The sequence below is a fragment of the Streptomyces sp. NPDC056169 genome (assembly GCF_042268445.1).
GTDB lineage: Bacteria > Actinomycetota > Actinomycetes > Streptomycetales > Streptomycetaceae > Streptomyces.
Map to the genome: position 1 here is coordinate 1 of NZ_JBHJUO010000001.1, position 20,100 is coordinate 20,100.

Consider the following 20,100-nt stretch of genomic DNA (forward strand, 5'->3'; position numbering starts at 1 on the left):
AAGATGGACGGGGTATCAACTAATCTGGCGTTGATTTTTGGCACGCTGTTGAGTTCTCAAGGAACGGACGCTTCCTTTGTACTCACCCTCTCGGGCTTTCCTCCGGGCTTCCCTTCGTTCCGAAGCTTATCAGATCTTTCCGATCCGATTTCCTCGGCGCTTTCCGGTCCCATTTCGCTTTCGCGCTGGGCCCTTCCGGCGTGGTCACTACTTTAGCTGATTTCTCTGGCGACTCATAATCGAGTCATTCGAAACGAATTTCGGGAATGCCGAAATAAGCCCCTGCTGGGGAATCATCGAGAGTAGTGGGTGGCCGCTACGGGGTGCTTGAACAAGCAGGCCCGTTTCCAGCGGCTCGGGCTACGTTAGGCGGTCGGAGGGGCCGAGTCAAGCCGACGCTTCCGGGGGGTGTGGGCGCGGTACGGGCTGACCGTCGGGTCGTCCGTGATCCAGAAGCGCCAGGGGTGGGGGGCGCCGTCGCCGCCGACGCCCGTGCGCGGGCCGCTGCTGATCGCGGCCGGCGCGGGTGGCGTGCCGGTGAGCAGGGAGAGCGGGGCTTCGGGGCCGGCGCAGGTGTCCGTGCCGTTCAGGGAGAGGGCGATGTCCAGGGCCGTGGCCAGGCGGGCGGGGCCCTGGGCCAGCTCCCGGTCGTGGCGGGCCGAGCGGCGGCGGGCCCGGGCCTGATCGGCGCCGGTCAGGATCTCGCCGGCGCGCAGGAGGACTCCGCTCGCCTCGCCCTCGGGGCCGCAGACCAGGTTGAGGCAGTGCCACATGCCGTAGGTGAAGTAGACGTACGCGTGCCCGGGCGGGCCGAACATGACGGCGTTGCGTGACGTGCGGCCGCGGAAGGCGTGCGAGCCGGGGTCGATCGCGCCGGCGTACGCCTCCACCTCCGTGAGGCGCAGTTCCATCCGGCCCGCCGGGGAGGTACGGACGAGGGTGCGGCCGAGCAGGTCGGGGGCGACCTCCAGGACGGGGCGGTCGAAGAAGGCCCGCGGGAGCGGCGTACGGGAGGGGGTGTCGCTCATGGCGGCCGAGCGTAGTGGCGGCCGGCGGGGAACCGGTTACGGTCGTCGCGCGTATGTAGAGGTCAGTACCGAGAAGGAGTGGAAGTCATGGGATTCAAGAAGCTGCTCGCGAGCCTGGGTGCCGGTGGGGCCACCGTGGAGACCGTGCTCTCCGAGGAGAACGTGGTTCCGGGTGGTGTCGTCCAGGGTGAGGTGCGGATCCAGGGCGGCAGCGTCGACCAGCAGATCGAGGCGCTCTCCGTCGGCCTGCAGGCGCGGGTCGAGGTCGAGGGCGGCGACCAGGAGCACAAGCAGGACGTCGAGTTCCTCAAGGTGCGGCTGGGCGGTGCCTTCGAGGTGAAGGCCGGCGCGGTGCACGTCGTGCCGTTCGGTATCGAGGTGCCGTGGGAGACCCCGGTGACCGCCATCGCCGGTCAGCAGCTGCGTGGCATGAACATCGGTGTGGTCACCGAGCTGGAGATCGCGCGTGCCGTGGACTCCGGCGACCTGGACCCGATCAACGTGCACCCGCTGCCGGCGCAGCAGGCGATCCTGGACGCGTTCATCGGTCTGGGCTTCCGCTTCAAGAGCGCGGACATGGAGCGCGGGCACATCCGGGGGACGCGGCAGAAGCTGCCCTTCTACCAGGAGATCGAGTTCTTCGCGCCGCAGCAGTACCGCGGGCTGAACCAGGTCGAGGTCAGCTTCGTCGCCGACGACCGTGAGATGGACGTCGTCCTGGAGATGGACAAGAAGCCCGGTCTGTTCGGCGAGGGCAGCGATTCGTTCCGTGCGTTCAAGGTGGGCCTGCACGACTTCCACACGACCGACTGGGCGGCCTACCTGAACCAGTGGCTCGCCGAGGTCGGCGGCCGTCGCAACTGGCTCTAGGCTCGGCCGGGTAACCAGCGACAGGCGATACGGAGGCTCCACGTGTCCGAGGGTAAGAGGGCGCCGCTCCCTCACGATTTCCATCCGCCGGTGGCGTCGTTCACGGTGGTGAGCGACGACATCGCGCCGGGTGCGGTGCTGAAGGACGCGCAGGTGTACGCGGCGGGGAACACCTCTCCGCACCTGCGTTGGGAGGGCTTCCCCGCGGAGACGAAGAGCTTCGCCGTGACCTGCTTCGACCCGGACGCCCCGACGGGCAGCGGGTTCTGGCACTGGTCGCTGTTCGACATCCCGGTGTCGGTGACGGAGCTGCCCGTCGGTGCCGGGTCGGGGTCGTTCGAGGGGCTGCCGGCCGGGGCCGTGCACGTACGGAACGACTACGGCACGAAGGAGTTCGGCGGCGCCGCTCCCCCGCCCGGGGACCCGGCGCACCGCTACGTCTTCACCGTGTACGCGGTGGACAGCGAGAAGCTCGGTCCCGATGGCGACGTGTCGCCGGCGGCGGTCGGCTTCAATCTGCGGTTCCACACGCTGGGGCGTGCCCAGTTGATCGGTGAGTACGCGGCTCCCGCGGCGGTCTGATCGTTCGTTTGTTGTTTGCCCGCTTCTGGTCTTGGAGAGATCAGAAGCGGGCATCTTTTGTTTCGCGGGAAATTGCGTTGTCCAACCCCGGCCGGCCCGGCCATCGTTGATCCAGGCCCCACGCCCCGCTCCGGGGCGGGGCCGGCACACGGGAGGTGGGCACAATGCGGGACACGCTGGTACTCAACGCGAGCTTCGAGCCGCTGTCGACGGTCACTCTCAACCGTGCGGTGGTGCTTGTTCTTCAGGACAAGGCCGTCGTCGAGCAGGCCCATCCCGAGCTGCGGGTGCGAGGTGCCGCCGTCGATCTTCCGGTGCCGCGGGTGATCAGGCTCTGCCGGTACGTGCGGGTGCCCTTCCGAAGACACGCCCCGTGGTCGAGGCGGGGGGTGCTGGTCAGGGACCAACACCGGTGCGCGTACTGCGGGAGGAGGGCGACGACCGTCGACCATGTCGTGCCGCGGGCCCAGGGGGGCGGGGACAGCTGGCTGAATACCGTCGCTTCCTGCGCCGAGGACAACCACCGCAAGGCCGACCGGACGCCGGAGCAGGCGGGGATGCCGTTGCTGCACGAGCCGTTCGTGCCGTCGCCTGCGGACGCGATGCTGCTCGCGATGCGGGCGGGTGAGCGGTCCGAGCTGCCGGAGTGGCTGGCGAACTCGGCCGCGTAGACCTTCTCGTGCGGTATGGGCCGTTTGTACGGTGTGAGCCCGCCTTCCCCTGTGTGGGGAGGCGGGCTCTTCCGTGGGCCGGGTTAGTTCAGCGTCAGCTGGAGGATCGCCACGATGCCGACCGCGATGATCACTCCGCGCAGGACGGACGGCGGCAGCTTGCGTCCGACCTTGGCGCCGATCTGGCCTCCGATGGTGGAGCCGACGGCGATGAGGACGACGGCGGTCCAGTCGAACTCGGCGACGAAGAGGAAGAAGACGGCGGCGACGCCGTTGACGAGGGCGCCGAGGATGTTCTTGACGGCGTTGATCCGCTGCAGGGTGTCGTGGAGCAGCAGGCCCATGAGCGAGAGGTAGAGCACTCCCTGGGCGGCGCCGAAGTACCCGCCGTACATGCTGGCGAAGCAAAGGCCGACGAGGAGGACGGGGCCGCCGTCGGGGTGGGCCACGGTGCCGGTCTGCTCGCGGCGTCGCTGCACGGCGACGGCGATGCGGGGCTGGAGGAGGACCAGGACGAGCGCGAGGCCGATGAGGACGGGGACGATCGCGTCGAAGGCGTCGGACGGGAGCGCGAGGAGCAGGATCGCGCCGATGAGGCCGCCGAGGAGGGCCACGCTGCCGAGGCGGAGGATGCGGGCCTTCTGGCCCTTCAGTTCGCGGCGGTAGCCGATGGCCCCGCTGATGGAGCCGGGGACGAGGCCCAGGGCGTTGGAGACGTTCGCGGTGATCGGGGGGAGCCCGGTCGCGAGGAGGACCGGGAACGTGATGAGCGTTCCCGATCCGACGATGGTGTTGATGGTGCCGGCGCCGATGCCGGCGGCGAAGACCGCCAGCATTTCCCAGATGGACAACGCCATCTCCTTACATGGTCAGTGAGTCGCCTCCCCGCTCTGAGGTCGTCAGGGTCGAGGGGCTCGCACCGATCATGCACGAGACTTACGTGTACGTGTCAGTCAACGGGGGGTTCTTCTCGCCGATCGGACCGACTGTCCTTCGTGTTGAAGCCGGGAGCGCCGCCGCCGACGTTGCCGAAGGCGCCGGAGAGGCCCTTGAGGGCGTCGCCGATCTCGCTGGGCACGATCCAGAGCTTGTTGGCGTCGCCCTCGGCGATCTTCGGGAGCATCTGGAGGTACTGGTACGAGAGCAGCTTCTGGTCGGGGTCGCCCGCGTGGATGGCCTCGAAGACCGTACGGACGGCCTGGGCCTCGCCCTCGGCGCGCAGGGCGGCGGCCCTGGACTCGCCCTCGGCGCGGAGGATCGCGGACTGCTTCTCACCCTCGGCGGTGAGGATCGCGGACTGGCGGGTGCCCTCCGCGGTGAGGATCGCGGCACGCTTGTCGCGCTCGGCGCGCATCTGCTTCTCCATCGAGTCCTGGATGGAGGTCGGCGGCTCGATCGCCTTGAGCTCGACGCGGTTGACGCGGATGCCCCACTTGCCGGTGGCCTCGTCGAGGACGCCGCGCAGTGCCGCGTTGATGTCCTCGCGGGAGGTGAGGGTCCGCTCCAGGTCCATGCCGCCGATGATGTTGCGGAGGGTGGTGACGGTGAGCTGCTCGATCGCCTGGATGTAGCTGGCGACCTCGTAGGTCGCGGCCCGGGCGTCGGTCACCTGGTAGTAGATGACCGTGTCGATGTTGACGACGAGGTTGTCCTGGGTGATCACCGGCTGCGGCGGGAACGGGACGACTTGTTCGCGGAGGTCGATCCGATTACGGATCGAGTCTATGAACGGGACGACGATGTTCAGTCCGGCGTTGAGCGTGCGGGTGTAGCGGCCGAAGCGCTCCACGATCGCCGCGCTCGCCTGCGGGATGACCTGGATCGTCTTGACCAGGGCGATGAAGACGAGCACCACCAGAATGATCAGGACGATGATGACAGCTGACATCGTGTTCCCCGTGCCCTTCGCTACCGGTTGACTGCCGGATGGCTTTCGATGATCGAGTTTCCCAGACGGCGGAACGTCATGGGCGAGGTTCGGCCACATGATGTTCCGTCACATGGGGTTCGGCCACGTGCGGTTCGCTCACATGCGGTGTGCGGTTCGGGTCACATGACGACGGCCGTCGCGCCGTCGATCTCCACGACGTCGACCTGGTCGCCCGGTTCGAAGGTCTGCTCGCTGTCGAGCGCGCGGGCGGACCAGATCTCCCCGGCGAGTTTGATACGGCCTCCGCCGCTGCTGTCGACCCGTTCCAGGACGACCGCCTGACGTCCCTTCAGGGCGTCGATGCCGCTGGCCAGCCGGGGCCGGTCGTCCCGGTGGCGGGCGGCGATCGGGCGGACCACCGCGACCAGCGCCACGGAGACGGCGGCGAAGACGATCACCTGGGGGGTGACGCCGAAGCCCAGGGCGGCGGTCACCGCCCCGGCGACCGCGCCGACGGACAGCATGCCGAACTCCGGCATCGCGGTCAGGACCAGCGGAATGCCGAGCCCCACCGCGCCGATCAACCACCAGACCCACGCGTCGATGTCCACGTGGTCATGGTAGGGCGGTGGGGTCCTTCCGGGACAGGGCGCGGGCGGCTGTGCGGGACGCCGGCGCTCCGGTCCGCTACTTCAGCGGCAGGCCCTGGGCGGTCCAGCGGTCGCCGACGCGCTCGACGACGAGCGGCAGCCCGAAGCAGAGCGAGAGGTTGCGGGAGCTCAGCTCGGTCTCCACGGGGCCGGCGGCGAGGACCTTGCCCTGGCGGATCATCAGGACGTGGGTGAAGCCGGGGGCGATCTCCTCGACGTGGTGCGTGACCATGATCATGGAGGGCGCGTACGGGTCGCGGGCGAGGCGGCCGAGGCGGCGGACGAGGTCCTCGCGGCCGCCGAGGTCGAGGCCGGCGGCGGGCTCGTCGAGGAGGAGGAGCTCGGGGTCGGTCATCATCGCGCGGGCGATCAGGGTGCGCTTGCGCTCCCCCTCGGAGAGGGTGCCAAACTTGCGGTCCAGGTAGTCGTTCATGCCGAGGCGGTCGAGGAAGGCCTTCGCGCGCTCCTCGTCGACCGGGTCGTAGTCCTCGTGCCAGGTGGCCGTCATGCCGTACGCGGCGGTGAGGACGGTCTGGAGGACGGTCTGGCCCTTGGGCAGCTTCTCCGCCATGGCGATGCCGGCCATGCCGATGCGGGGGCGGAGTTCGAAGACGTCGGTGCCGACGCCGCCGAGCCGCTCGCCGAGGATCGTGGCGGTGCCCTTGGTGGGGAAGAGGTAGCTGGAGGCGATGTTCAGGAGGGTGGTCTTGCCGGCGCCGTTGGGTCCGAGGATCACCCAGCGCTCGCCCTCCTTGACCGACCAGGAGACCTCGTCCACCAGAGCCCGTCCGCCGCGGACCACGGATACGTCCACCAGCTCCAGTACATCGCTCATGAGCGCGTTGTCTCCCCTTGCGGTCGAGTCGTGTCGTCGCCTTGCGCCGATGGGCGCGGCGTCCAGGGGAAAACCTACGTTATCGACGGAGCGGGCCGGTCCCTAGGGCTTCCTTTGAGTCCTTAGTCTGGGGGGATGCTTTCGGAACCACGCTCAGGACGCCTGGCCGCCTGGGGCAATGCCCTGCTGGCCGGGGCGGTGTCGCCGGACGACGCGGCGCTGGCCATTGTCGGGGAGGACGCGGTGCACCGCGTGGAAGGGCTGCCGGGTGAGGCGGCGCCGGTGGGGCTGACGCTGGCGCTGGGCCGGCTGCGGCGGCTGGGGGTGACCGGGTGGCGGGTGGCGCTGCCGGCGCCGGGGCATCCGCTGGGGCTGAGCGGGCCGCCGGATTTCAACGCGCGCGCCCTGGAGGCCGAGGAAGCCGTGGTGGGCTTCGGCGCGCCGTACGGTCTCGTGCCGGAGGTCACGGAGGCGGGGCCGGCGGGCGACGTGCATGTGGAGGTCGTCTGGCGCTGTCTCTCGGTGCGGGAGGCTCCGCCGGCGGACGTGCCGTCGCTCGGTGAGGCGGAGCGGGAGCTCGCGGAGGCGCTGCGGGACGCGACGGCGGTGCTGACGCGGCTGGACGTGGCGGCCTCGGGCCCCGCGGCGGACGTGGCGCGCGCGGCGTACCGGGCGCGGGCGGAGGTGGGCCGGGAGGTCCTGGCCCCGGGCTACCCGCCGCGGGCGGTGCGGGTCCTGGAGCTGGCCCAGCGGATCGGACTGCTGGTGGACCTGGCGTACGACCACGGGCACGGGGGTGCGGTCAGCGCCTCGGAAATGGCGGCGCGGGGGGAGGCGCTGCGGCCGGTGGAGCGGGTGGCCCGGCGGGCGCAGGTCGCCGCGTACAACGCGTATGTCGAGGAACGGGAGCGCGAGCGGGGGTTCTGAGCCGAGGGGCTCGCCGTCGACCCGACGGTCGGAGGCCGCCGCGGCGGGCCGAGGCCCGGGAGGCCCGCAGGGGCCGAGTGGTGTCAGGGGCGCGTGTGGGAGATGCGGCCGGAAAAAGGGGCCGGCCCCCGGGGGATCGTCCGGGGGCCGGTGGTTCTGGGGTGGCTCAGCCGTTGAGGGCGTGGTTACCGAAGGCCGGGTTGAGCAGGCCGATCACGTTGACCGTGTTGCCGGAGACGTTCACGGGGACGTGGACCGGGACCTGCACCAGGTTGCCGGACGCGACGCCCGGCGAGTTGAGGGCCTTGCCGTCGGCCTCGGCGCCGTGGGCGGAGGCGACACCCGCACCGGCGGCGATGATGCCACCGGCGACCATGGTGACGGCAGCGGCCTTCTTGAGGTTCTTCACTTGGTACATCCTCCTGGTCATCGCTGCGGCCGGTCCGCCGCAGCACGTCATGGAGAACGCCGCCGCCCCCGCCGGGTTGCGCCGAACGGGGGATATACACCCGACGGTATGAAGGACTGAACGGTCGTGCGCCCCGGCGCGCAAGGCGCTCGTTCAGGGGCGCGTCACTCCGTGAGGCCGTTGCGGACCGCCCAGAGGGCGGCCTGGGTGCGGTCCGCGAGGTCGAGCTTCATGAGGATGTTCGAGACGTGCGTCTTGACCGTCTTCTCGGAGAGGACGAGCGCGCGGGCGATCTCGCGGTTGGAGCGGCCGTCCGCGATCAGGCCGAGGACCTCGCGCTCGCGCTCCGTGAGGGTCGAGCCCCGTCCCGTACCCCCCGGGGAGTCCTCCTGGCTGAGGAGCGCGCCGGCGACCTCGGGCTGGAGCAGGACGTGGCCCGCGTGGACGGAGCGGATGGCGCCGGCCAGGGCTTCGGGGTCGATGTCCTTGTAGACGTATCCGGAGGCGCCGGCGCGGAGCGCGGGGACGACCGTGCGCTGTTCGGTGAAGCTCGTGACGATCAGGACCCTGGCCGGGTTGGCCAGCTCGCGGAGCCGCTTCAGCGCCTCGATGCCGTCGGTGCCGGGCATCTTCACGTCCATGAGGACCACGTCGGGGCGGAGCTCCTCGGCACGGGCGACTCCTTCGGCGCCGTCGGAGGCCTCCCCCACCACTTCTATGTCGTCCTGCACCTCGAGGAAGGTGCGCAGGCCTCGGCGGACGACCTGGTGGTCGTCGACCAGCAGGACACGGATCGGCTTGTCAGCCACCGGGAACCTCCATCTCGATCGTGGTGCCCTCGCCGGGGGCCGAGGTCACGGTGAGTGCGCCGCCGACGCCGCCCGCCCGGTCCCGCATGGAGACCAGGCCGAGGTGGCGGCCGGCGCTGCGGACCGTCCGCGGGTCGAAGCCCTTGCCGTCGTCGGTGACGGTGAGCCGCGCGCCCTGGCCGCTGCGGGCGAGGGTGACGGTGACGAGCTCCGCCTCGGCGTGGCGCAGGGCGTTGTGCAGGGCTTCCTGGGCGACGCGGAGGACGGCCTCCTCCTGGGCTGCGGGCAGGGCCCGTACGCCCGGGCTCTCGAAGGTGACCCGGGCGGTGTGGGCGCGGTCCATGACCTGGATCTGGGTGCGGAGGGTGTGGACGAGGCCGTCCTCGTCGAGCGCGGCGGGGCGCAGCTCGACGACGGCGGCGCGCAGCTCGTCCGCCGCCTCGGCGGCGAGGACGGCGACCTGGTGGAGCTCGTCCTTGGCCCGGGCGGGGTCGCGGTCGACGAGGGCGGCCGCGGCCTGGGCCGTGAGCCGGAGCGAGAAGAGCTTCTGGCTGACGGCGTCGTGGAGCTCGTGGGCCAGGCGGGAGCGCTCCTCGGCGATGGTGAGCTCGCGGCTGCGCTCGTACAGCCGGGCGTTGGTGAGGGCGATGGCCGCGTGCTGGGCGAGGATCGAGAGCAGTTCCTCGTCCTCCGCGGTGAAGCCGCAGCTGCCGGTCTCCTTCGGGCAGCGCTTGTTCGCGAGGAAGAGGGCGCCGAGGATCTCGTCGCCGTCCCTGACGGGGAGGCCGAGGAAGTCGGACATCTCGGGGTGGGCGTCCGGCCAGCCCTCGAAGCGGGGGTCCTTGCGGACGTCCCCGAGCCGCTCGGGTTCGGCCTTGTGGAGCATCGCGGCGAGGATGCCGTGCTGGCGTGGCAGGGGGCCGATCGCCTTCCACTGCTCGTCGCTGACGCCGTCGACCACGAACTGGGCGAAGCCGCCGTGGTCGTCCGGGACGCCCAGGGCCGCGTACTCGGCGTCGAGGAGCTCGCGGGCGGAGGCGACGATCGTCTTGAGGACGTCGCGGACCTCCAGACGGCGGCTCATCGCGAGGAGTGCGGTGCTCACGGCGGCGAGGCCGGAGCTCGGTCGATGGCTCATGCGTTCACCGTACCGGCGGGGTGTGACCGTGCATATCCGCCCGGGGACGGCGGAGGAGGGGGACCCGGGACCTAGGTCCACGTGCCCCTGTCGGGGCCGACGGGCTCGGTGTCGGCGGCGGCGGGGACGCGGGGCGGGAGCCGGTGGGGCGGATGGGGCGCGGGTCCGGTGGGGCGGATGGGGCGCGGGGCGGATGGAGCGTGGGCGGGTGGGGTGCGGGGCGCCTTCGGGAGGAGGGCGGTGGGGTGTTGGGCGCCTTCGGGAGGAGGGCGGTGGCGTCCTTCTCCTCCCTCCGGAGGACCTGCCTCACCGTGTGCATTGCGTCCGCAACGCGCGGTGAGTTTGTTACGTGCCCGATGTGAGCCCGCGCATAGGACCCACATCACTTACGAAGGCCGCTAGTGGACGCCAGGAGGCCTGATAGAGGCGGAGGAACCTGGCCACAACGAGCGTTCCGTGGCCCGTGCACGGGACCCTGATCCACTACCCGGGATCGTACGTCACACCTTTGCCACGCGATTTTGCTGCCGCTAAGAATTGCCCTCGTCGCCGCCGAGCAGGCGCAGCGCCGCCCCGGCGAGCGACAACCCCTGCGATTCGAAGAGGTAGTCCTGATGTCTGCGAACACTCCTGGCCACAGTCGTGGTCTGAAGAAGACCCACAAGGCCACGATCGCCGGCGTCGCCGCTCTGAGCGCCGCAGCACTGACCCTCTCCCTCGTGCAGGGCAACGGTGGCTCCACCGAGACCGAGCCCCAGGCCCTCTCCGGTACGCAGCAGGTCGCGTGGTCGTACGACGCCGCCAGCCCGCAGGCGAAGGCGCTGGCCGCCAGCGTCACCGAGCAGCACACCACTGTCGGCCTGAAGGCCAAGCAGGAGGCCGACGCCAAGGCGAAGGCCGCGGCGAAGGCGAAGGCCGCCGCGAAGGCCAAGGCCGACGCCAAGGCGAAGGCCGCGGCGAAGGCGAAGGCGGACGCCCGAGCCAAGGCCGCCGCGAAGGCGAAGGCCGAGGCCAAGGCGAAGGCGGCCGCGAAGAAGCGCGCCGCGGAGAAGGCGGCCGCGAGCCGTTCCGTCGCCCGTACCCCGGTCTACGCGAACAACCTCGACGGCTGGATCCGCGAGGCGCTGTCCATCATGGACAAGCACAACATCCCGGGCAGCTACAACGGCCTGCACAAGAACATCATGCGCGAGTCCAGCGGCAACCCGCGGGCGATCAACAACTGGGACATCAACGCCATCAACGGCATCCCGTCGAAGGGTCTGCTCCAGGTCATCTACCCGACCTTCAAGACCTACCACGTGCCCGGCACCGCGTTCGACCAGTACGACCCGGTCGCCAACATCGTCGCCGCCGCCAACTACGCGGCCGACCGCTACGGCTCGATCGACAACGTCAACAGCGCCTACTGATCCCCGCTTCTCCGCGGATTCTCCTGGCGTACGCCGAAGGGCGGCACCCCCTGTGCGGGGTGCCGCCCTCGGGCGTACTGCCTACGGGGTCACTTGCGCATGACCTCGGGCTCGTGGCGGCGCAGCAGCCGCGCCACGACGACGCAGCAGACGGCGGCCATGAGCAGCTGGACGCCGAGGTCGAAGCCCCACTGGCCGGCCGTGTGCTCCCACAGGGAGTCGGTGTCCGTGGGGTTCTTCGGGTCCCACGGCGGCATGAGGCGGGCCAGGTCGAGGGTGGTGCCGGCGCCGGCGATGCCCCAGCGGGAGGGCATCAGCCAGGCGAACTGCTCCAGGCCGGGCGAGCCGTACACCTGGAAGAGGATGCCGGTGAACACGACCTGGATGATCGCGAACATGACGAGCAGCGGCATGGTCTTCTCGGCGGTCTTCACGAGCGCGGAGATGACCAGGCCGAACATCATCGAGGTGAGGCCGAGGGCGATCACCTGGATGCACAGCTCGACGGCCGGGGGCATGAGGAGGCCCTCGGCGGGCAGCGCGCGGGTGGAGAAGCCGATGCCGCAGATGATGACGCCCTGGAAGGCCGTGATCAGGCCGAGGACGATCACCTTGGACATCAGGTACGCGGAGCGGGAGAGGCCGGTGGCGCGCTCCCTCTCGTAGATGACCCGCTCCTTGATCAGTTCGCGGACCGAGTTGGCCGCGCCGCTGAAGCACATGCCGACCATGAGGATCAGCATGATCGTTCCCGCGTCGCCGTTGAAGCGGGACGGTGCCGTCGGCGAGCCGAGGCCGAAGTCCGCCGGGATGACGACCGAGACCGCGCCGAGGACGGCCGGCAGGATCACCATCAGGCCAAGGAAGCCCTTGTCGGAGGCGATCACCGAGACGTAGCGGCGGATCAGCGTCCACAGCTGCGAGCCCCAGCCCTGCGGCTTCGGCGGGCGGGCCATCGCCTGCTGCGGCATCTGGACGGGCTGCGCGGCGACGGCGTCGATGTCCGCGGCGTACATCTGGTAGTGCTGCGAGCCCTTCCAGCGGCCCGCCCAGTCGTAGTCGCGGTAGTTCTCGAAGGCGGAGAAGACGTCGGCCCAGGTGGAGTAGCCGAAGAAGTTCAGCGCCTCCTCCGGCGGGCCGAAGTACGCCACGGAACCGCCGGGCGCCATGACAAGGAGCTTGTCGCAGAGACCCAGCTCGGCCACCGAGTGGGTGACGACGAGGACCGTGCGGCCGTCGTCGGCGAGGCCGCGCAGCAGCTGCATGACGTCGCGGTCCATGCCCGGGTCGAGGCCGGAGGTCGGCTCGTCCAGGAAGATCAGCGACGGCTTGGTGAGGAGCTCCAGGGCGACGGAGACGCGCTTGCGCTGGCCGCCGGAGAGGGAGGTGACCTTCTTCTCCCGGTGGATGTCGAGCTTGAGCTCGCGCAGCACCTCGTCGATACGGGCCTCGCGCTCGGCCGCGGCGGTGTCGCCGGGGAAGCGGAGCTTGGCCGCGTAGCGGAGCGCCTTCTGGACGGTCAGCTCCTTGTGCAGGATGTCGTCCTGCGGGACCAGACCGATGCGCTGGCGCAGCTCGGCGAACTGCTTGTAGAGGCTCCGGTTGTCGTAGAGGACGTCGCCCTCGTTGGCCGGGCGGTAGCCGGTCAGCGCCTTGAGCAGCGTGGACTTTCCGGAGCCGGACGGGCCGATGACACCGATCAGCGACTTCTCCGGGACGCCGAAGGAGACGTCCTGGAGGATCTTCTTGCCGCCGTCGACCTCCACCGTGAGGTGGCGGGCCGAGAAGGAGACGGAGCCGGTGTCGACGAACTCTTCCAGCTGGCCGCCGACGATGCGGAACGTCGAGTGGCCGACGCCGACGATGTCCTGCGGGCCGAGGACGGCCGAGCCGCCCTTGGGGATCGGCTGACCGTTGACGTACGTGCCGTTGTGCGAGCCGAGGTCACGGATCTCGAAGCGGCCGTCGGGCGTCGCGTGGAAGTCGGCGTGGTGCCGCGAGACCTGGAGGTCGGAGACGACCAGCTCGTTCTCGAGGGCACGGCCGATGCGCATGACGTGGCCGAGGTTCAGCTGATGGAACGTGGTGGGGCTGCGGTCGGCGTAGGCCGACGACGCCCCCGCGGCGGCGCCGGGCCCCTGGTGACCGTGGTGGGGGCCCTGGGGGCCGCCCTGCTGGTGCGGGACCTGCGGCTGTGCGTGCTGCTGCTGGGCCTGCTGCTGCCAGCCCTGCTGCGCCGGGGCCTGCTGCTGCGGCGGCGGGGCCTGGTGCGTCGCCCAGTCGGCCTGGGCGGCGGCCTGCGCCGGGCCGGCCTGGTGGGCGGCGGGCTGGGCCACCGGTGCCTGGGCCTGGGCCGGCGGCTGGTGGGCCTGGTGCGCGGCCTGGGCTCCGGCGGCGAGATTCAGCCGGGGTCCGTCGGTCGCGTTGCCGAGGTGAACGGCCGATCCCGGGCCGATCTCCATCTGGTGGATCCGCTGCCCCTGGACGAACGTGCCGTTCGTGGAGCCGTGGTCCTCGATGACCCAACTCCGGCCGCCCCAGCTGACGGTGGCGTGCCGCCACGAGACCCGGGCGTCGTCGATGACCAGGTCGCCCTGCGGATCGCGACCCAAGGTGTACGACCTGGACGGATCGAGAGTCCAGGTCCTTCCATTCAATTCCAGTACGAGTTCTGGCACTCCATGCCCCACTACTTGTCCCCCGATGTACCCCCGAGGTCGGGAGTCTAGGGATGGCGAACATCGGGGGGAACTATTTCAGGCCCGGTCCCCTCTCCGAAAGTCGGGCCGTGTGAGGAGCCGCGCGGGGCAAGTCCACGACCACTCGGGTGTCCGCTGGGCGGGACGGGGGGTCAGGTGGCACGAGGTGCCCGATACGGTGGAACCACCATGAGCGCATCGCAGACCTCAGACGTTCCCACCCTTCTCGTCAAGATCTTCGGCAAGGACCGTCCCGGGATCACCGCCGGACTCTTCGACACCCTCGCCGCCTACTCCGTCGACGTCGTGGACATCGAGCAGGTCGTCTCCCGCGGCCGTCTCGTCCTGTGCGCGCTCGTCACCGAGCCCACCGTCGCCTCGCAGGGCGAGCTGCGGGCGACCGTCCACAGCTGGGCCGAGTCCCTGAAGCTCCAGGCCGAGATCATCTCGGGTACGGGTGACAACCGGCCGCGCGGCGAGGGACGCTCGCACGTCACCGTGCTCGGCAACCCGCTCACCGCGGAGCAGACGGCGGCCATAGCGGCCAGGATCGCGGAGGCCGGTGGCAACATCGACCGTGTCTTCCGCCTCGCGAAGTACCCGGTGACGGCCGTGGAGTTCGCCGTCTCGGGCTGCGAGACCGAGCCGCTGCGGACGGCGCTGGCGACCGAGGCCCACACCATCGGCGTGGACGTGGCCGTGGTCTCCGCCGGGCTGCACCGGCGGGCCCAGCGGCTCGTCGTCATGGACGTCGACTCGACCCTGATCCAGGACGAGGTCATCGAGCTCTTCGCGGCGCACGCGGGGTGCGAGGACAAGGTCGCCGAGGTGACGGCGGCCGCGATGCGCGGCGAGCTGGACTTCGAGCAGTCGCTGCACGCGCGGGTGGAGCTGCTCGCCGGGCTGGACGCCTCGGTGGTCGACAAGGTCCGCGCGGAGGTGCGGCTGACGCCGGGGGCCCGGACCCTGATCCGTACGCTCAAGCGGCTCGGCTACCAGGTGGGCGTCGTGTCCGGCGGGTTCACGCAGGTCACCGACGATCTGAAGGAGCGGCTCGGGCTCGACTTCGCCTCGGCCAACACCCTGGAGATCGTGGACGGCAAGCTCACCGGGCGGGTGACCGGCGAGATCGTGGACCGTGCGGGCAAGGCGCGGCTGCTGCGCCGGTTCGCCACGGAGGCGGGTGTGCCGCTGGCGCAGACCGTGGCCATCGGCGACGGGGCCAACGACCTGGACATGCTGAACGCGGCGGGGCTCGGGGTGGCGTTCAACGCCAAGCCGGTGGTGCGCCGGGCCGCCGACACGGCGGTGAACGTGCCGTTCCTGGACACCGTGCTCTATCTGCTCGGAATCACGCGCGAGGAGGTCGAGGCCGCCGACGGCGGCGAGGACCTGCTGCACTAGGGGGTGTCTTGTCGATCAGGCCGGATCAGGGAGCGGCGTCTGGGGCCGTGCATCGCAAGGCGGAGGAGGGAGTCAACGCGGAGCGTTGGCGACCGACGACAACGCGGCGAGGCGCGGTGCCAGGCGCCGCGAGCCCGGCCTGATCGGCAAGACACCCCCTAGGGCCTGTCCGACCCTGTACCGCCGCCGGACAGGCCCTGGCCGCCGGTACGCCCGTACGGGAGAGGGCCCGGTCGTCTTCGGACGGCCGGGCCCTCTCGCGTACGGGGCGGGGTACCGCTCGTCAGGCGTGCGGGGTCCAGAAGTCCACGAGCCGTGCGGCGCCGTGCTCCAGCGACTTCCAGGTGCCGTTGAAGGTGAGGACGGCGTAGGCGGAGGTCGGGAAGCCGCTGCGGGTCATACGGGGCAGCGTGTCTCCGTCGGACTCGCCCGCGAGGGCGTCCGCGAGGGCGTGCATCCCGGGGTTGTGGCCGACGACGAGGAGGTCGTCGACGTCCTCCGAGGTCTCGTTGAGCAGGGCGATGAGCTCGCCGAGCGAGGCCTCGTACAGCCGGTCCTCGTACACGGTCCTGGGGCGCTCCGGCAGTTCGTGCACGGCCAGCTTCCAGGTCTCCCTGGTTCTGACGGCGGTCGAACAGAGGGCCAGGTCGAAGCCGATGCCGGTCCCGGCGAGCCTGCGGCCCACGACGGGGGCGTCCGCGCGGCCTCGCTCGGCGAGGGGCCTCTCGTGGTCGGACTCGTCGCTCCAGTCCGCCTTCGCGTGGCGGAGCAGCACGATCCTGCGGGGTGTATCGACGCTCATGGTCAACAGCTTCGCACGGAACGGCTTTCGGTGACTCAGAGAGCGAGCGTTTGCTGGAGGTGCTCCAGGACCCGGCCGACCCCCAGGTCACCACTGGTCGCGGGGGTACCTCCCGGCCCCGCTATGAGCAGCAGCAGGACGCCGAACGCGGCCACGGGGAGGGCGAGCGCCCACCAGGGCAGCCGGGTGTCGACGCCGGTCGGCAGGGGCCGGGTGCTGGTGTCCGTACGGGCCGACATGGCCGCCTCCGAGGGGTGGGAGATCCTTTGGCCGCCGTCTCCGGCGGGTTGTCTCCAACGTACGGATCGGGCGCCCGTCGGCCCATCAGGTGATCCACCCACTTCACCCTGACACTCACCCCCTAGGGGATGCGGGGGTTGTCCCCACCCCCGGGGGTCACGGTGAGGCGAGGGAGGCGATCACGGCGATGACCACCGTGATGCCGAGCATCGCGCCGAGCACGATGAGCAGCTTCTTCTGGCCGTTCTGGGGATTGGGTTCGAGGACTGGCATGGGACCAGTCTCGCATCTCAGCATTCGTCCTCGACCGTCCGGTCCCTCCCGGCGAGGGTGCCCACGATCATCTGCGGCACCATCAGGCCGCCCATGAGCGCGATGGGCAGTCCCCAGCCGCCGCTGTGCTGGTAGAGCACGCCGACGAGGAGGGGGCCGGGGATGGAGATGAGGTAGCCGACGCTCTGTGCGAAGGCGGAGAGGCGGACGACGCCGGCGCCGGTCCGCGAGCGCATTCCGATCATGGTGAGGGCGAGCGGGAAGGCGCAGTTGGAGATGCCGAGCAGGACGGCCCAGACCCAGGCTCCGGCGGCCGGGGCGAAGAAGAGGCCGGTGTAGCCGCCGAGGCCGCACAGGGCGAGGGCGACGACGATCGGTCCCTGGTTCTTCATCCGGGTCGCGAGCCGGGGGATGACGAAGGCGAGCGGGACGCCCATGACCATGGTGACGGCGAGGAGGACGCCCGCGGTGGAGGCGGGGACCCCGGCGTCGCGGAAGATCTGCGGCATCCAGCCCATGGTGATGTAGGCGCCGGTGGCCTGGAGGCCGAAGAAGCAGCCGAGGGCCCAGGCGGTGCGGCTGCGGGTGATGCGCGGGGCGGCGGTGGTGGTGGTGTCCGCGGGGGCGGCGGTCGCGGTCGCCTTCTCCGTACGGCCGCGGGCGCCGCGGTCACGGTCGCCGCGGTCGCGGTCACGGTCGCGGAGCAGCGGGATCCAGGGCAGGACGGCGAGCGAGGCGAGGACGGCCCAGATGCCGAGGCCGAGGCGCCAGTCCCCGCCGAGGGCGTCGGTCATCGGAACGGTCGCCGCCGCGGCGACGGAGGTGCCGAGGGCGAGCGCCATGGAGTACAGGCCGGTCATGGTGCCGACGCGGTCGGGGAAGTACCGCTTGACGATCACGGGCATCAGGACGTTGCTGACGGCTATGCCCATGAGCGCGAGGGCGCTGGCGGCGAGGAAGCCGACCGTGCCGGAGGCGAAGGGGCGGACGACGAGGCCGGTGAAGATCGCGGCCATGCCCGCGCAGACGACGGCGGCGGGGCCGAAGCGGCGGGCGAGGCGCGGGGCGGTGATGCCGAAGACCGCGAAGCAGAGCGGGGGGACGGAGGTGAGGACGCCGGCGACGCTGCCGCTCATGTGGAGGCCTTCGCTGACCTCTTCGAGGAGCGCGCCGAGGCTGGTGATGGCGGGGCGCAGGTTGAACGCGGCGAGGACGAGGCCGACGGTGACGAGCCCGAGGGTCCAGCGCTGCGCCCGGCCGGGTGCGGGAGAATCGCCGGCGGCGACGGCCGCTCGGGCGGTGATCCCGGCCGGTCGTACGGCGGGTTCGAGGGTCTTCGGTTCGTCAGCCATGAGGCCATCATAGAATCATGGGATGATTGGTTGTCCAATCTCGAACGAAGGGGACGGTACTCCATGGCCCTCGGCCACCCGCGGCGCGCAGGACTCTCCGATCAGGTGATCGCCGAGCTGCGGAACCAGATCACCTCCGGCGAATGGCCGGTGGGTTCGCGCATCCCGACCGAGCCCGAGCTGGTCGAGCAGCTGGGCGTGGCCCGCAACACCGTGCGCGAGGCCGTCCGGGCGCTGGCGCACAACGGGCTGCTCGACATCCGCCAGGGCTCGGGGACGTACGTCATCGCCACCAGCGAGCTGGCCGGGGTCATGCACCGGCGCTTCGCCGGCTCCGACCCCCGGCACGTCGCGGAGCTGCGCTCGACCCTGGAGTCCGCCGCGGCCCGCTTCGCCGCGGAGCGGCGCACGGAGCGGGACCTGAAGCAGCTCGACGCGCTGCTCGTACGCCGCGAGGAGGCCTGGGAGTCGGGTGACGCGGAGCGGTTCGTGACGGTCGACGCGGCCTTCCACCACGCGGTCGTCGCCGCCTCGGGCAACGACGTGCTGACGGAGCTCTACGCGGACCTGGGCGATCTCCTGCGGGACTGGCTGCGCGACGACGTGGGTCGGGAGCTGCGGCCGGAGAACCACATGGACCACGCGCGGCTGGTGGACGCGATCCGCGAGGGCGACGCCGAGCGGGCCGGGACGGAGGCCGCCGGCTACCCCTTCATGTGCCTCAAGAGCCCGGTGCCGGGGCCGGGGCCGGGGGCCGCACCGACGGCGGGGACGGCGCCTGCGCGGGGGCCGGTTCCGCCGGCTCGTGCGTGACCCAGGCGGATGCGACCTCCTTCCAGCAGCGGCCGGTGACCCGGGCGTAGTCCGCGGGGCCGACCTCCACGGGGGCGCTGTCGGTGTCGATGTCCCACCAGCGGTCGCACTCGACGTGGAGCCGGACGCGGTCGGTGCCGGGGTACGGGTTCTGGCAGTAGGCGGTGACGCGGGAGCCCTGGACGACGGTGCGGCAGGACGCCCCGAAGTTCTCCGGCTCCTCGGCCGCCGGGGCGGCGGCGGGGAGCTCCTCGGCCGGGGCGGGAGCGGCGTTCACCTCGGCGGCGACGGCGACCCCGGTGAGCAGAGCGGCGACCGAGGCGAACGCGCCCAACCCGTGACGTATCGCGCGCATGCCCGTACCTCCTCCCCGTCAGCAGCAGAACATCACGCTCCGCCCCAGTCTGGGGTGATTCGCGCGACTTTTCGAGTCGAGGAGCTGTCGACGAGCTGTCGAGGACCTTCCAGACAGACGGAGAGGGCCCGCGCACCCTCCCCACCAGGGGAGACGCGCGGGCCCTCGGCCGTGCTGCGGGTGCTTACGCGCCGATCGCGTGCAGACCGCCGTCGACGTGGACGATCTCGCCCGTCGTCTTCGGGAACCAGTCGGAGAGCAGCGCCACGACGCCCTTGCCGGCCGGCTCCGGGTCGGCGAGGTTCCACTCCAGCGGGGAACGGCTGTCCCAGACCGCCGCGAGCTCGCTGAAGCCCGGGATGGACTTCGCGGCCATCGAACCGATCGGGCCCGCCGAGATCAGGTTGCAGCGGATGTTCCGCTTGCCCAGGTCGCGGGCCATGTAGCGGCTGGTGGCCTCAAGGGCGGCCTTGGCCGGGCCCATCCAGTCGTACTGCGGCCAGGCGAACTGCGCGTCGAAGGTGAGGCCGACGACCGAGCCGCCCTCCGTCATCAGCGGCAGCAGCGACGTCGTCAGCGACTTCAGGGAGAAGGCGGAGACGTGCATGGCCGTGGCGACGGACTCGAACGGCGTGTTCAGGAAGTTGCCGCCGAGGGCGTCCTGCGGGGCGAAGCCGATGGAGTGGACGATGCCGTCGAGACGGTCGCCCAGCTGCTCACGGACCTGACCCTCCAGGCGCGCGAGGTGCTCGTCGTTGGAGACGTCGAGCTCCAGGACCTTCACGTTCTCGGGCTTGGGGAGCTTCTTGGCGATGCGCTCGGTCAGCGACGGCCGGGGCCAGGCGGTGAGGATGATCTCCGCGCCCTGCTCCTGGGCCAGCTTCGCGGTGTGGAAGGCGATGGAGGACTCCATCAGCACACCCGTGATCAGGATGCGCTTGCCCTCGAGAATTCCGCTCAT

Annotated in this window: 23 protein-coding genes; 8 read left to right on the plus strand and 15 right to left on the minus strand. The window is 70.9% G+C overall.

Annotated features, from left to right (window positions below):
* On the plus strand, positions 1-216 hold a 216-nt coding region (locus ACFC0G_RS00005), incomplete at its 5' end, for a hypothetical protein (RefSeq protein WP_376394628.1).
* Between the two features lie 149 nt (positions 217-365).
* Here the strand turns inward: ACFC0G_RS00005 and ACFC0G_RS00010 are convergent.
* Positions 366-1,028: a DNA-3-methyladenine glycosylase gene (locus tag ACFC0G_RS00010; protein WP_376394630.1), complete on the minus strand. Its 663-nt coding sequence runs from the start codon at positions 1,026-1,028 to the stop codon at positions 366-368.
* An 87-nt stretch (positions 1,029-1,115) separates the two neighbouring features.
* Here ACFC0G_RS00010 and ACFC0G_RS00015 point away from each other — a divergent pair, with 87 nt between their 5' ends.
* The 3 genes from ACFC0G_RS00015 to ACFC0G_RS00025 all read left to right on the plus strand — a co-directional run bounded on the left by ACFC0G_RS00015 (position 1,116) and on the right by ACFC0G_RS00025 (position 3,151).
* Positions 1,116-1,898: a sporulation protein gene (locus tag ACFC0G_RS00015; RefSeq protein WP_376394632.1), complete on the plus strand. Its 783-nt coding sequence runs from the start codon at positions 1,116-1,118 to the stop codon at positions 1,896-1,898.
* Between the two features lie 42 nt (positions 1,899-1,940).
* The gene (locus ACFC0G_RS00020) at positions 1,941-2,480 is read left to right on the plus strand and encodes a YbhB/YbcL family Raf kinase inhibitor-like protein (RefSeq protein WP_376394634.1); all 540 of its coding nucleotides are present in this window, start codon (positions 1,941-1,943) and stop codon (positions 2,478-2,480) included.
* A 164-nt stretch (positions 2,481-2,644) separates the two neighbouring features.
* On the plus strand, positions 2,645-3,151 hold the full coding sequence (locus ACFC0G_RS00025; RefSeq protein ID WP_024756197.1) for an HNH endonuclease: 507 nt from the start codon (positions 2,645-2,647) through the stop codon (positions 3,149-3,151).
* Between the two features lie 83 nt (positions 3,152-3,234).
* On the opposite strand, the gene ACFC0G_RS00030 is transcribed toward ACFC0G_RS00025, so the two are convergent.
* The 4 genes from ACFC0G_RS00030 to ACFC0G_RS00045 form a co-directional block, all read right to left on the minus strand.
* Positions 3,235-4,008 carry a sulfite exporter TauE/SafE family protein gene (locus tag ACFC0G_RS00030; RefSeq protein ID WP_376394637.1) on the minus strand — a complete coding sequence of 258 codons (774 nt, stop codon included), beginning with the start codon at positions 4,006-4,008 and terminating at the stop codon, positions 3,235-3,237.
* Between the two features lie 92 nt (positions 4,009-4,100).
* Entirely contained in the window at positions 4,101-5,039 is a 939-nt protein-coding gene (locus tag ACFC0G_RS00035; protein WP_376394639.1) for an SPFH domain-containing protein, read from the minus strand.
* A 161-nt stretch (positions 5,040-5,200) separates the two neighbouring features.
* Positions 5,201-5,632, minus strand: coding sequence for an NfeD family protein (locus tag ACFC0G_RS00040; RefSeq protein ID WP_376394641.1), 432 nt, complete (start codon positions 5,630-5,632; stop codon positions 5,201-5,203).
* A gap of 76 nt (positions 5,633-5,708) precedes the next feature.
* Entirely contained in the window at positions 5,709-6,506 is a 798-nt protein-coding gene (locus ACFC0G_RS00045) for an ABC transporter ATP-binding protein (protein WP_376394644.1), read from the minus strand.
* Between the two features lie 135 nt (positions 6,507-6,641).
* Here ACFC0G_RS00045 and ACFC0G_RS00050 point away from each other — a divergent pair, with 135 nt between their 5' ends.
* Complete coding sequence (locus ACFC0G_RS00050; RefSeq protein ID WP_376394647.1) at positions 6,642-7,433, plus strand: hypothetical protein; 792 nt, start codon at positions 6,642-6,644, stop codon at positions 7,431-7,433.
* A gap of 166 nt (positions 7,434-7,599) precedes the next feature.
* Here the strand turns inward: ACFC0G_RS00050 and ACFC0G_RS00055 are convergent, their stop codons facing one another.
* From ACFC0G_RS00055 to ACFC0G_RS00065, 3 genes are all read right to left on the minus strand, one after another.
* Positions 7,600-7,842, minus strand: coding sequence for a chaplin (locus tag ACFC0G_RS00055; RefSeq protein ID WP_359679161.1), 243 nt, complete (start codon positions 7,840-7,842; stop codon positions 7,600-7,602).
* A 164-nt stretch (positions 7,843-8,006) separates the two neighbouring features.
* A complete protein-coding gene (locus ACFC0G_RS00060; protein ID WP_376394650.1) occupies positions 8,007-8,651 on the minus strand; it encodes a response regulator in 645 nt (214 codons plus the stop codon).
* The gene (locus tag ACFC0G_RS00065; protein WP_376394653.1) at positions 8,644-9,789 is read right to left on the minus strand and encodes a GAF domain-containing sensor histidine kinase; all 1,146 of its coding nucleotides are present in this window, start codon (positions 9,787-9,789) and stop codon (positions 8,644-8,646) included. The genes ACFC0G_RS00060 and ACFC0G_RS00065 overlap by 8 nt, the downstream gene beginning before the upstream one ends.
* Positions 9,790-10,403: 614 nt before the next feature.
* Here ACFC0G_RS00065 and ACFC0G_RS00070 point away from each other — a divergent pair.
* Positions 10,404-11,201, plus strand: a complete 798-nt coding sequence (locus tag ACFC0G_RS00070) for a transglycosylase SLT domain-containing protein (RefSeq protein WP_376394656.1) — start codon at positions 10,404-10,406, stop codon at positions 11,199-11,201.
* An 89-nt stretch (positions 11,202-11,290) separates the two neighbouring features.
* On the opposite strand, the gene ACFC0G_RS00075 is transcribed toward ACFC0G_RS00070, so the two are convergent.
* A complete protein-coding gene (locus ACFC0G_RS00075; RefSeq protein WP_376394659.1) occupies positions 11,291-13,891 on the minus strand; it encodes an FHA domain-containing protein in 2,601 nt (866 codons plus the stop codon).
* Between the two features lie 198 nt (positions 13,892-14,089).
* Between ACFC0G_RS00075 and serB the strand changes: the two genes are divergently transcribed.
* Positions 14,090-15,304 carry a phosphoserine phosphatase SerB gene (gene serB, locus ACFC0G_RS00080; RefSeq protein WP_376394662.1) on the plus strand — a complete coding sequence of 405 codons (1,215 nt, stop codon included), beginning with the start codon at positions 14,090-14,092 and terminating at the stop codon, positions 15,302-15,304.
* Positions 15,305-15,587: 283 nt separating this feature from the next.
* Here serB and ACFC0G_RS00085 read toward each other — a convergent pair whose 3' ends face one another.
* The 4 genes from ACFC0G_RS00085 to ACFC0G_RS00100 form a co-directional block, all read right to left on the minus strand.
* Entirely contained in the window at positions 15,588-16,106 is a 519-nt protein-coding gene (locus ACFC0G_RS00085; protein ID WP_376394665.1) for a histidine phosphatase family protein, read from the minus strand.
* Positions 16,107-16,141: 35 nt separating this feature from the next.
* A complete protein-coding gene (locus tag ACFC0G_RS00090) occupies positions 16,142-16,345 on the minus strand; it encodes a hypothetical protein (RefSeq protein WP_376394668.1) in 204 nt (67 codons plus the stop codon).
* Positions 16,346-16,502: 157 nt separating this feature from the next.
* Positions 16,503-16,619, minus strand: a complete 117-nt coding sequence (locus tag ACFC0G_RS00095) for an SGM_5486 family transporter-associated protein (protein WP_260605691.1) — start codon at positions 16,617-16,619, stop codon at positions 16,503-16,505.
* A 17-nt stretch (positions 16,620-16,636) separates the two neighbouring features.
* Positions 16,637-17,971: a CynX/NimT family MFS transporter gene (locus tag ACFC0G_RS00100; protein WP_376394672.1), complete on the minus strand. Its 1,335-nt coding sequence runs from the start codon at positions 17,969-17,971 to the stop codon at positions 16,637-16,639.
* A gap of 63 nt (positions 17,972-18,034) precedes the next feature.
* On the opposite strand from ACFC0G_RS00100, the gene ACFC0G_RS00105 reads away from it, so the two are divergent.
* Positions 18,035-18,784 (plus strand): FadR/GntR family transcriptional regulator, encoded by a 750-nt coding sequence (locus ACFC0G_RS00105; protein WP_376394675.1) that lies wholly within the window; start codon positions 18,035-18,037, stop codon positions 18,782-18,784.
* Here ACFC0G_RS00105 and ACFC0G_RS00110 read toward each other — a convergent pair.
* Both ACFC0G_RS00110 and fabI read right to left on the minus strand, forming a co-directional pair.
* Positions 18,693-19,139, minus strand: coding sequence for a hypothetical protein (locus tag ACFC0G_RS00110; RefSeq protein WP_376394678.1), 447 nt, complete (start codon positions 19,137-19,139; stop codon positions 18,693-18,695). The genes ACFC0G_RS00105 and ACFC0G_RS00110 overlap by 92 nt on opposite strands.
* 184 nt (positions 19,140-19,323) lie before the next feature.
* Positions 19,324-20,100: an enoyl-ACP reductase FabI gene (gene fabI / locus ACFC0G_RS00115; RefSeq protein WP_125749898.1), complete on the minus strand. Its 777-nt coding sequence runs from the start codon at positions 20,098-20,100 to the stop codon at positions 19,324-19,326.

What these genes read in the sequence shown, in the direction of transcription:
- ACFC0G_RS00010 (WP_376394630.1), bottom strand. Translation starts at nt 1,028, where the DNA reads ATGAGCGACACCCCCTCCCGTACGCCGCTCCCGCGGGCCTTCTTCGAC.
- ACFC0G_RS00015 (WP_376394632.1), top strand. Translation starts at nt 1,116, where the DNA reads ATGGGATTCAAGAAGCTGCTCGCGAGCCTGGGTGCCGGTGGGGCCACC.
- ACFC0G_RS00025 (WP_024756197.1), top strand. Translation starts at nt 2,645, where the DNA reads ATGCGGGACACGCTGGTACTCAACGCGAGCTTCGAGCCGCTGTCGACG.
- ACFC0G_RS00030 (WP_376394637.1), bottom strand. Translation starts at nt 4,008, where the DNA reads ATGGCGTTGTCCATCTGGGAAATGCTGGCGGTCTTCGCCGCCGGCATC.
- ACFC0G_RS00035 (WP_376394639.1), bottom strand. Translation starts at nt 5,039, where the DNA reads ATGTCAGCTGTCATCATCGTCCTGATCATTCTGGTGGTGCTCGTCTTC.
- ACFC0G_RS00045 (WP_376394644.1), bottom strand. Translation starts at nt 6,506, where the DNA reads ATGAGCGATGTACTGGAGCTGGTGGACGTATCCGTGGTCCGCGGCGGA.
- ACFC0G_RS00050 (WP_376394647.1), top strand. Translation starts at nt 6,642, where the DNA reads ATGCTTTCGGAACCACGCTCAGGACGCCTGGCCGCCTGGGGCAATGCC.
- ACFC0G_RS00065 (WP_376394653.1), bottom strand. Translation starts at nt 9,789, where the DNA reads ATGAGCCATCGACCGAGCTCCGGCCTCGCCGCCGTGAGCACCGCACTC.
- ACFC0G_RS00070 (WP_376394656.1), top strand. Translation starts at nt 10,404, where the DNA reads ATGTCTGCGAACACTCCTGGCCACAGTCGTGGTCTGAAGAAGACCCAC.
- serB (WP_376394662.1), top strand. Translation starts at nt 14,090, where the DNA reads ATGAGCGCATCGCAGACCTCAGACGTTCCCACCCTTCTCGTCAAGATC.
- ACFC0G_RS00085 (WP_376394665.1), bottom strand. Translation starts at nt 16,106, where the DNA reads ATGAGCGTCGATACACCCCGCAGGATCGTGCTGCTCCGCCACGCGAAG.
- ACFC0G_RS00090 (WP_376394668.1), bottom strand. Translation starts at nt 16,345, where the DNA reads ATGTCGGCCCGTACGGACACCAGCACCCGGCCCCTGCCGACCGGCGTC.
- ACFC0G_RS00095 (WP_260605691.1), bottom strand. Translation starts at nt 16,619, where the DNA reads ATGCCAGTCCTCGAACCCAATCCCCAGAACGGCCAGAAGAAGCTGCTC.
- ACFC0G_RS00100 (WP_376394672.1), bottom strand. Translation starts at nt 17,971, where the DNA reads ATGGCTGACGAACCGAAGACCCTCGAACCCGCCGTACGACCGGCCGGG.
- ACFC0G_RS00105 (WP_376394675.1), top strand. Translation starts at nt 18,035, where the DNA reads ATGGCCCTCGGCCACCCGCGGCGCGCAGGACTCTCCGATCAGGTGATC.
- ACFC0G_RS00110 (WP_376394678.1), bottom strand. Translation starts at nt 19,139, where the DNA reads ATGCGCGCGATACGTCACGGGTTGGGCGCGTTCGCCTCGGTCGCCGCT.
- fabI (WP_125749898.1), bottom strand. Translation starts at nt 20,100, where the DNA reads ATGAGCGGAATTCTCGAGGGCAAGCGCATCCTGATCACGGGTGTGCTG.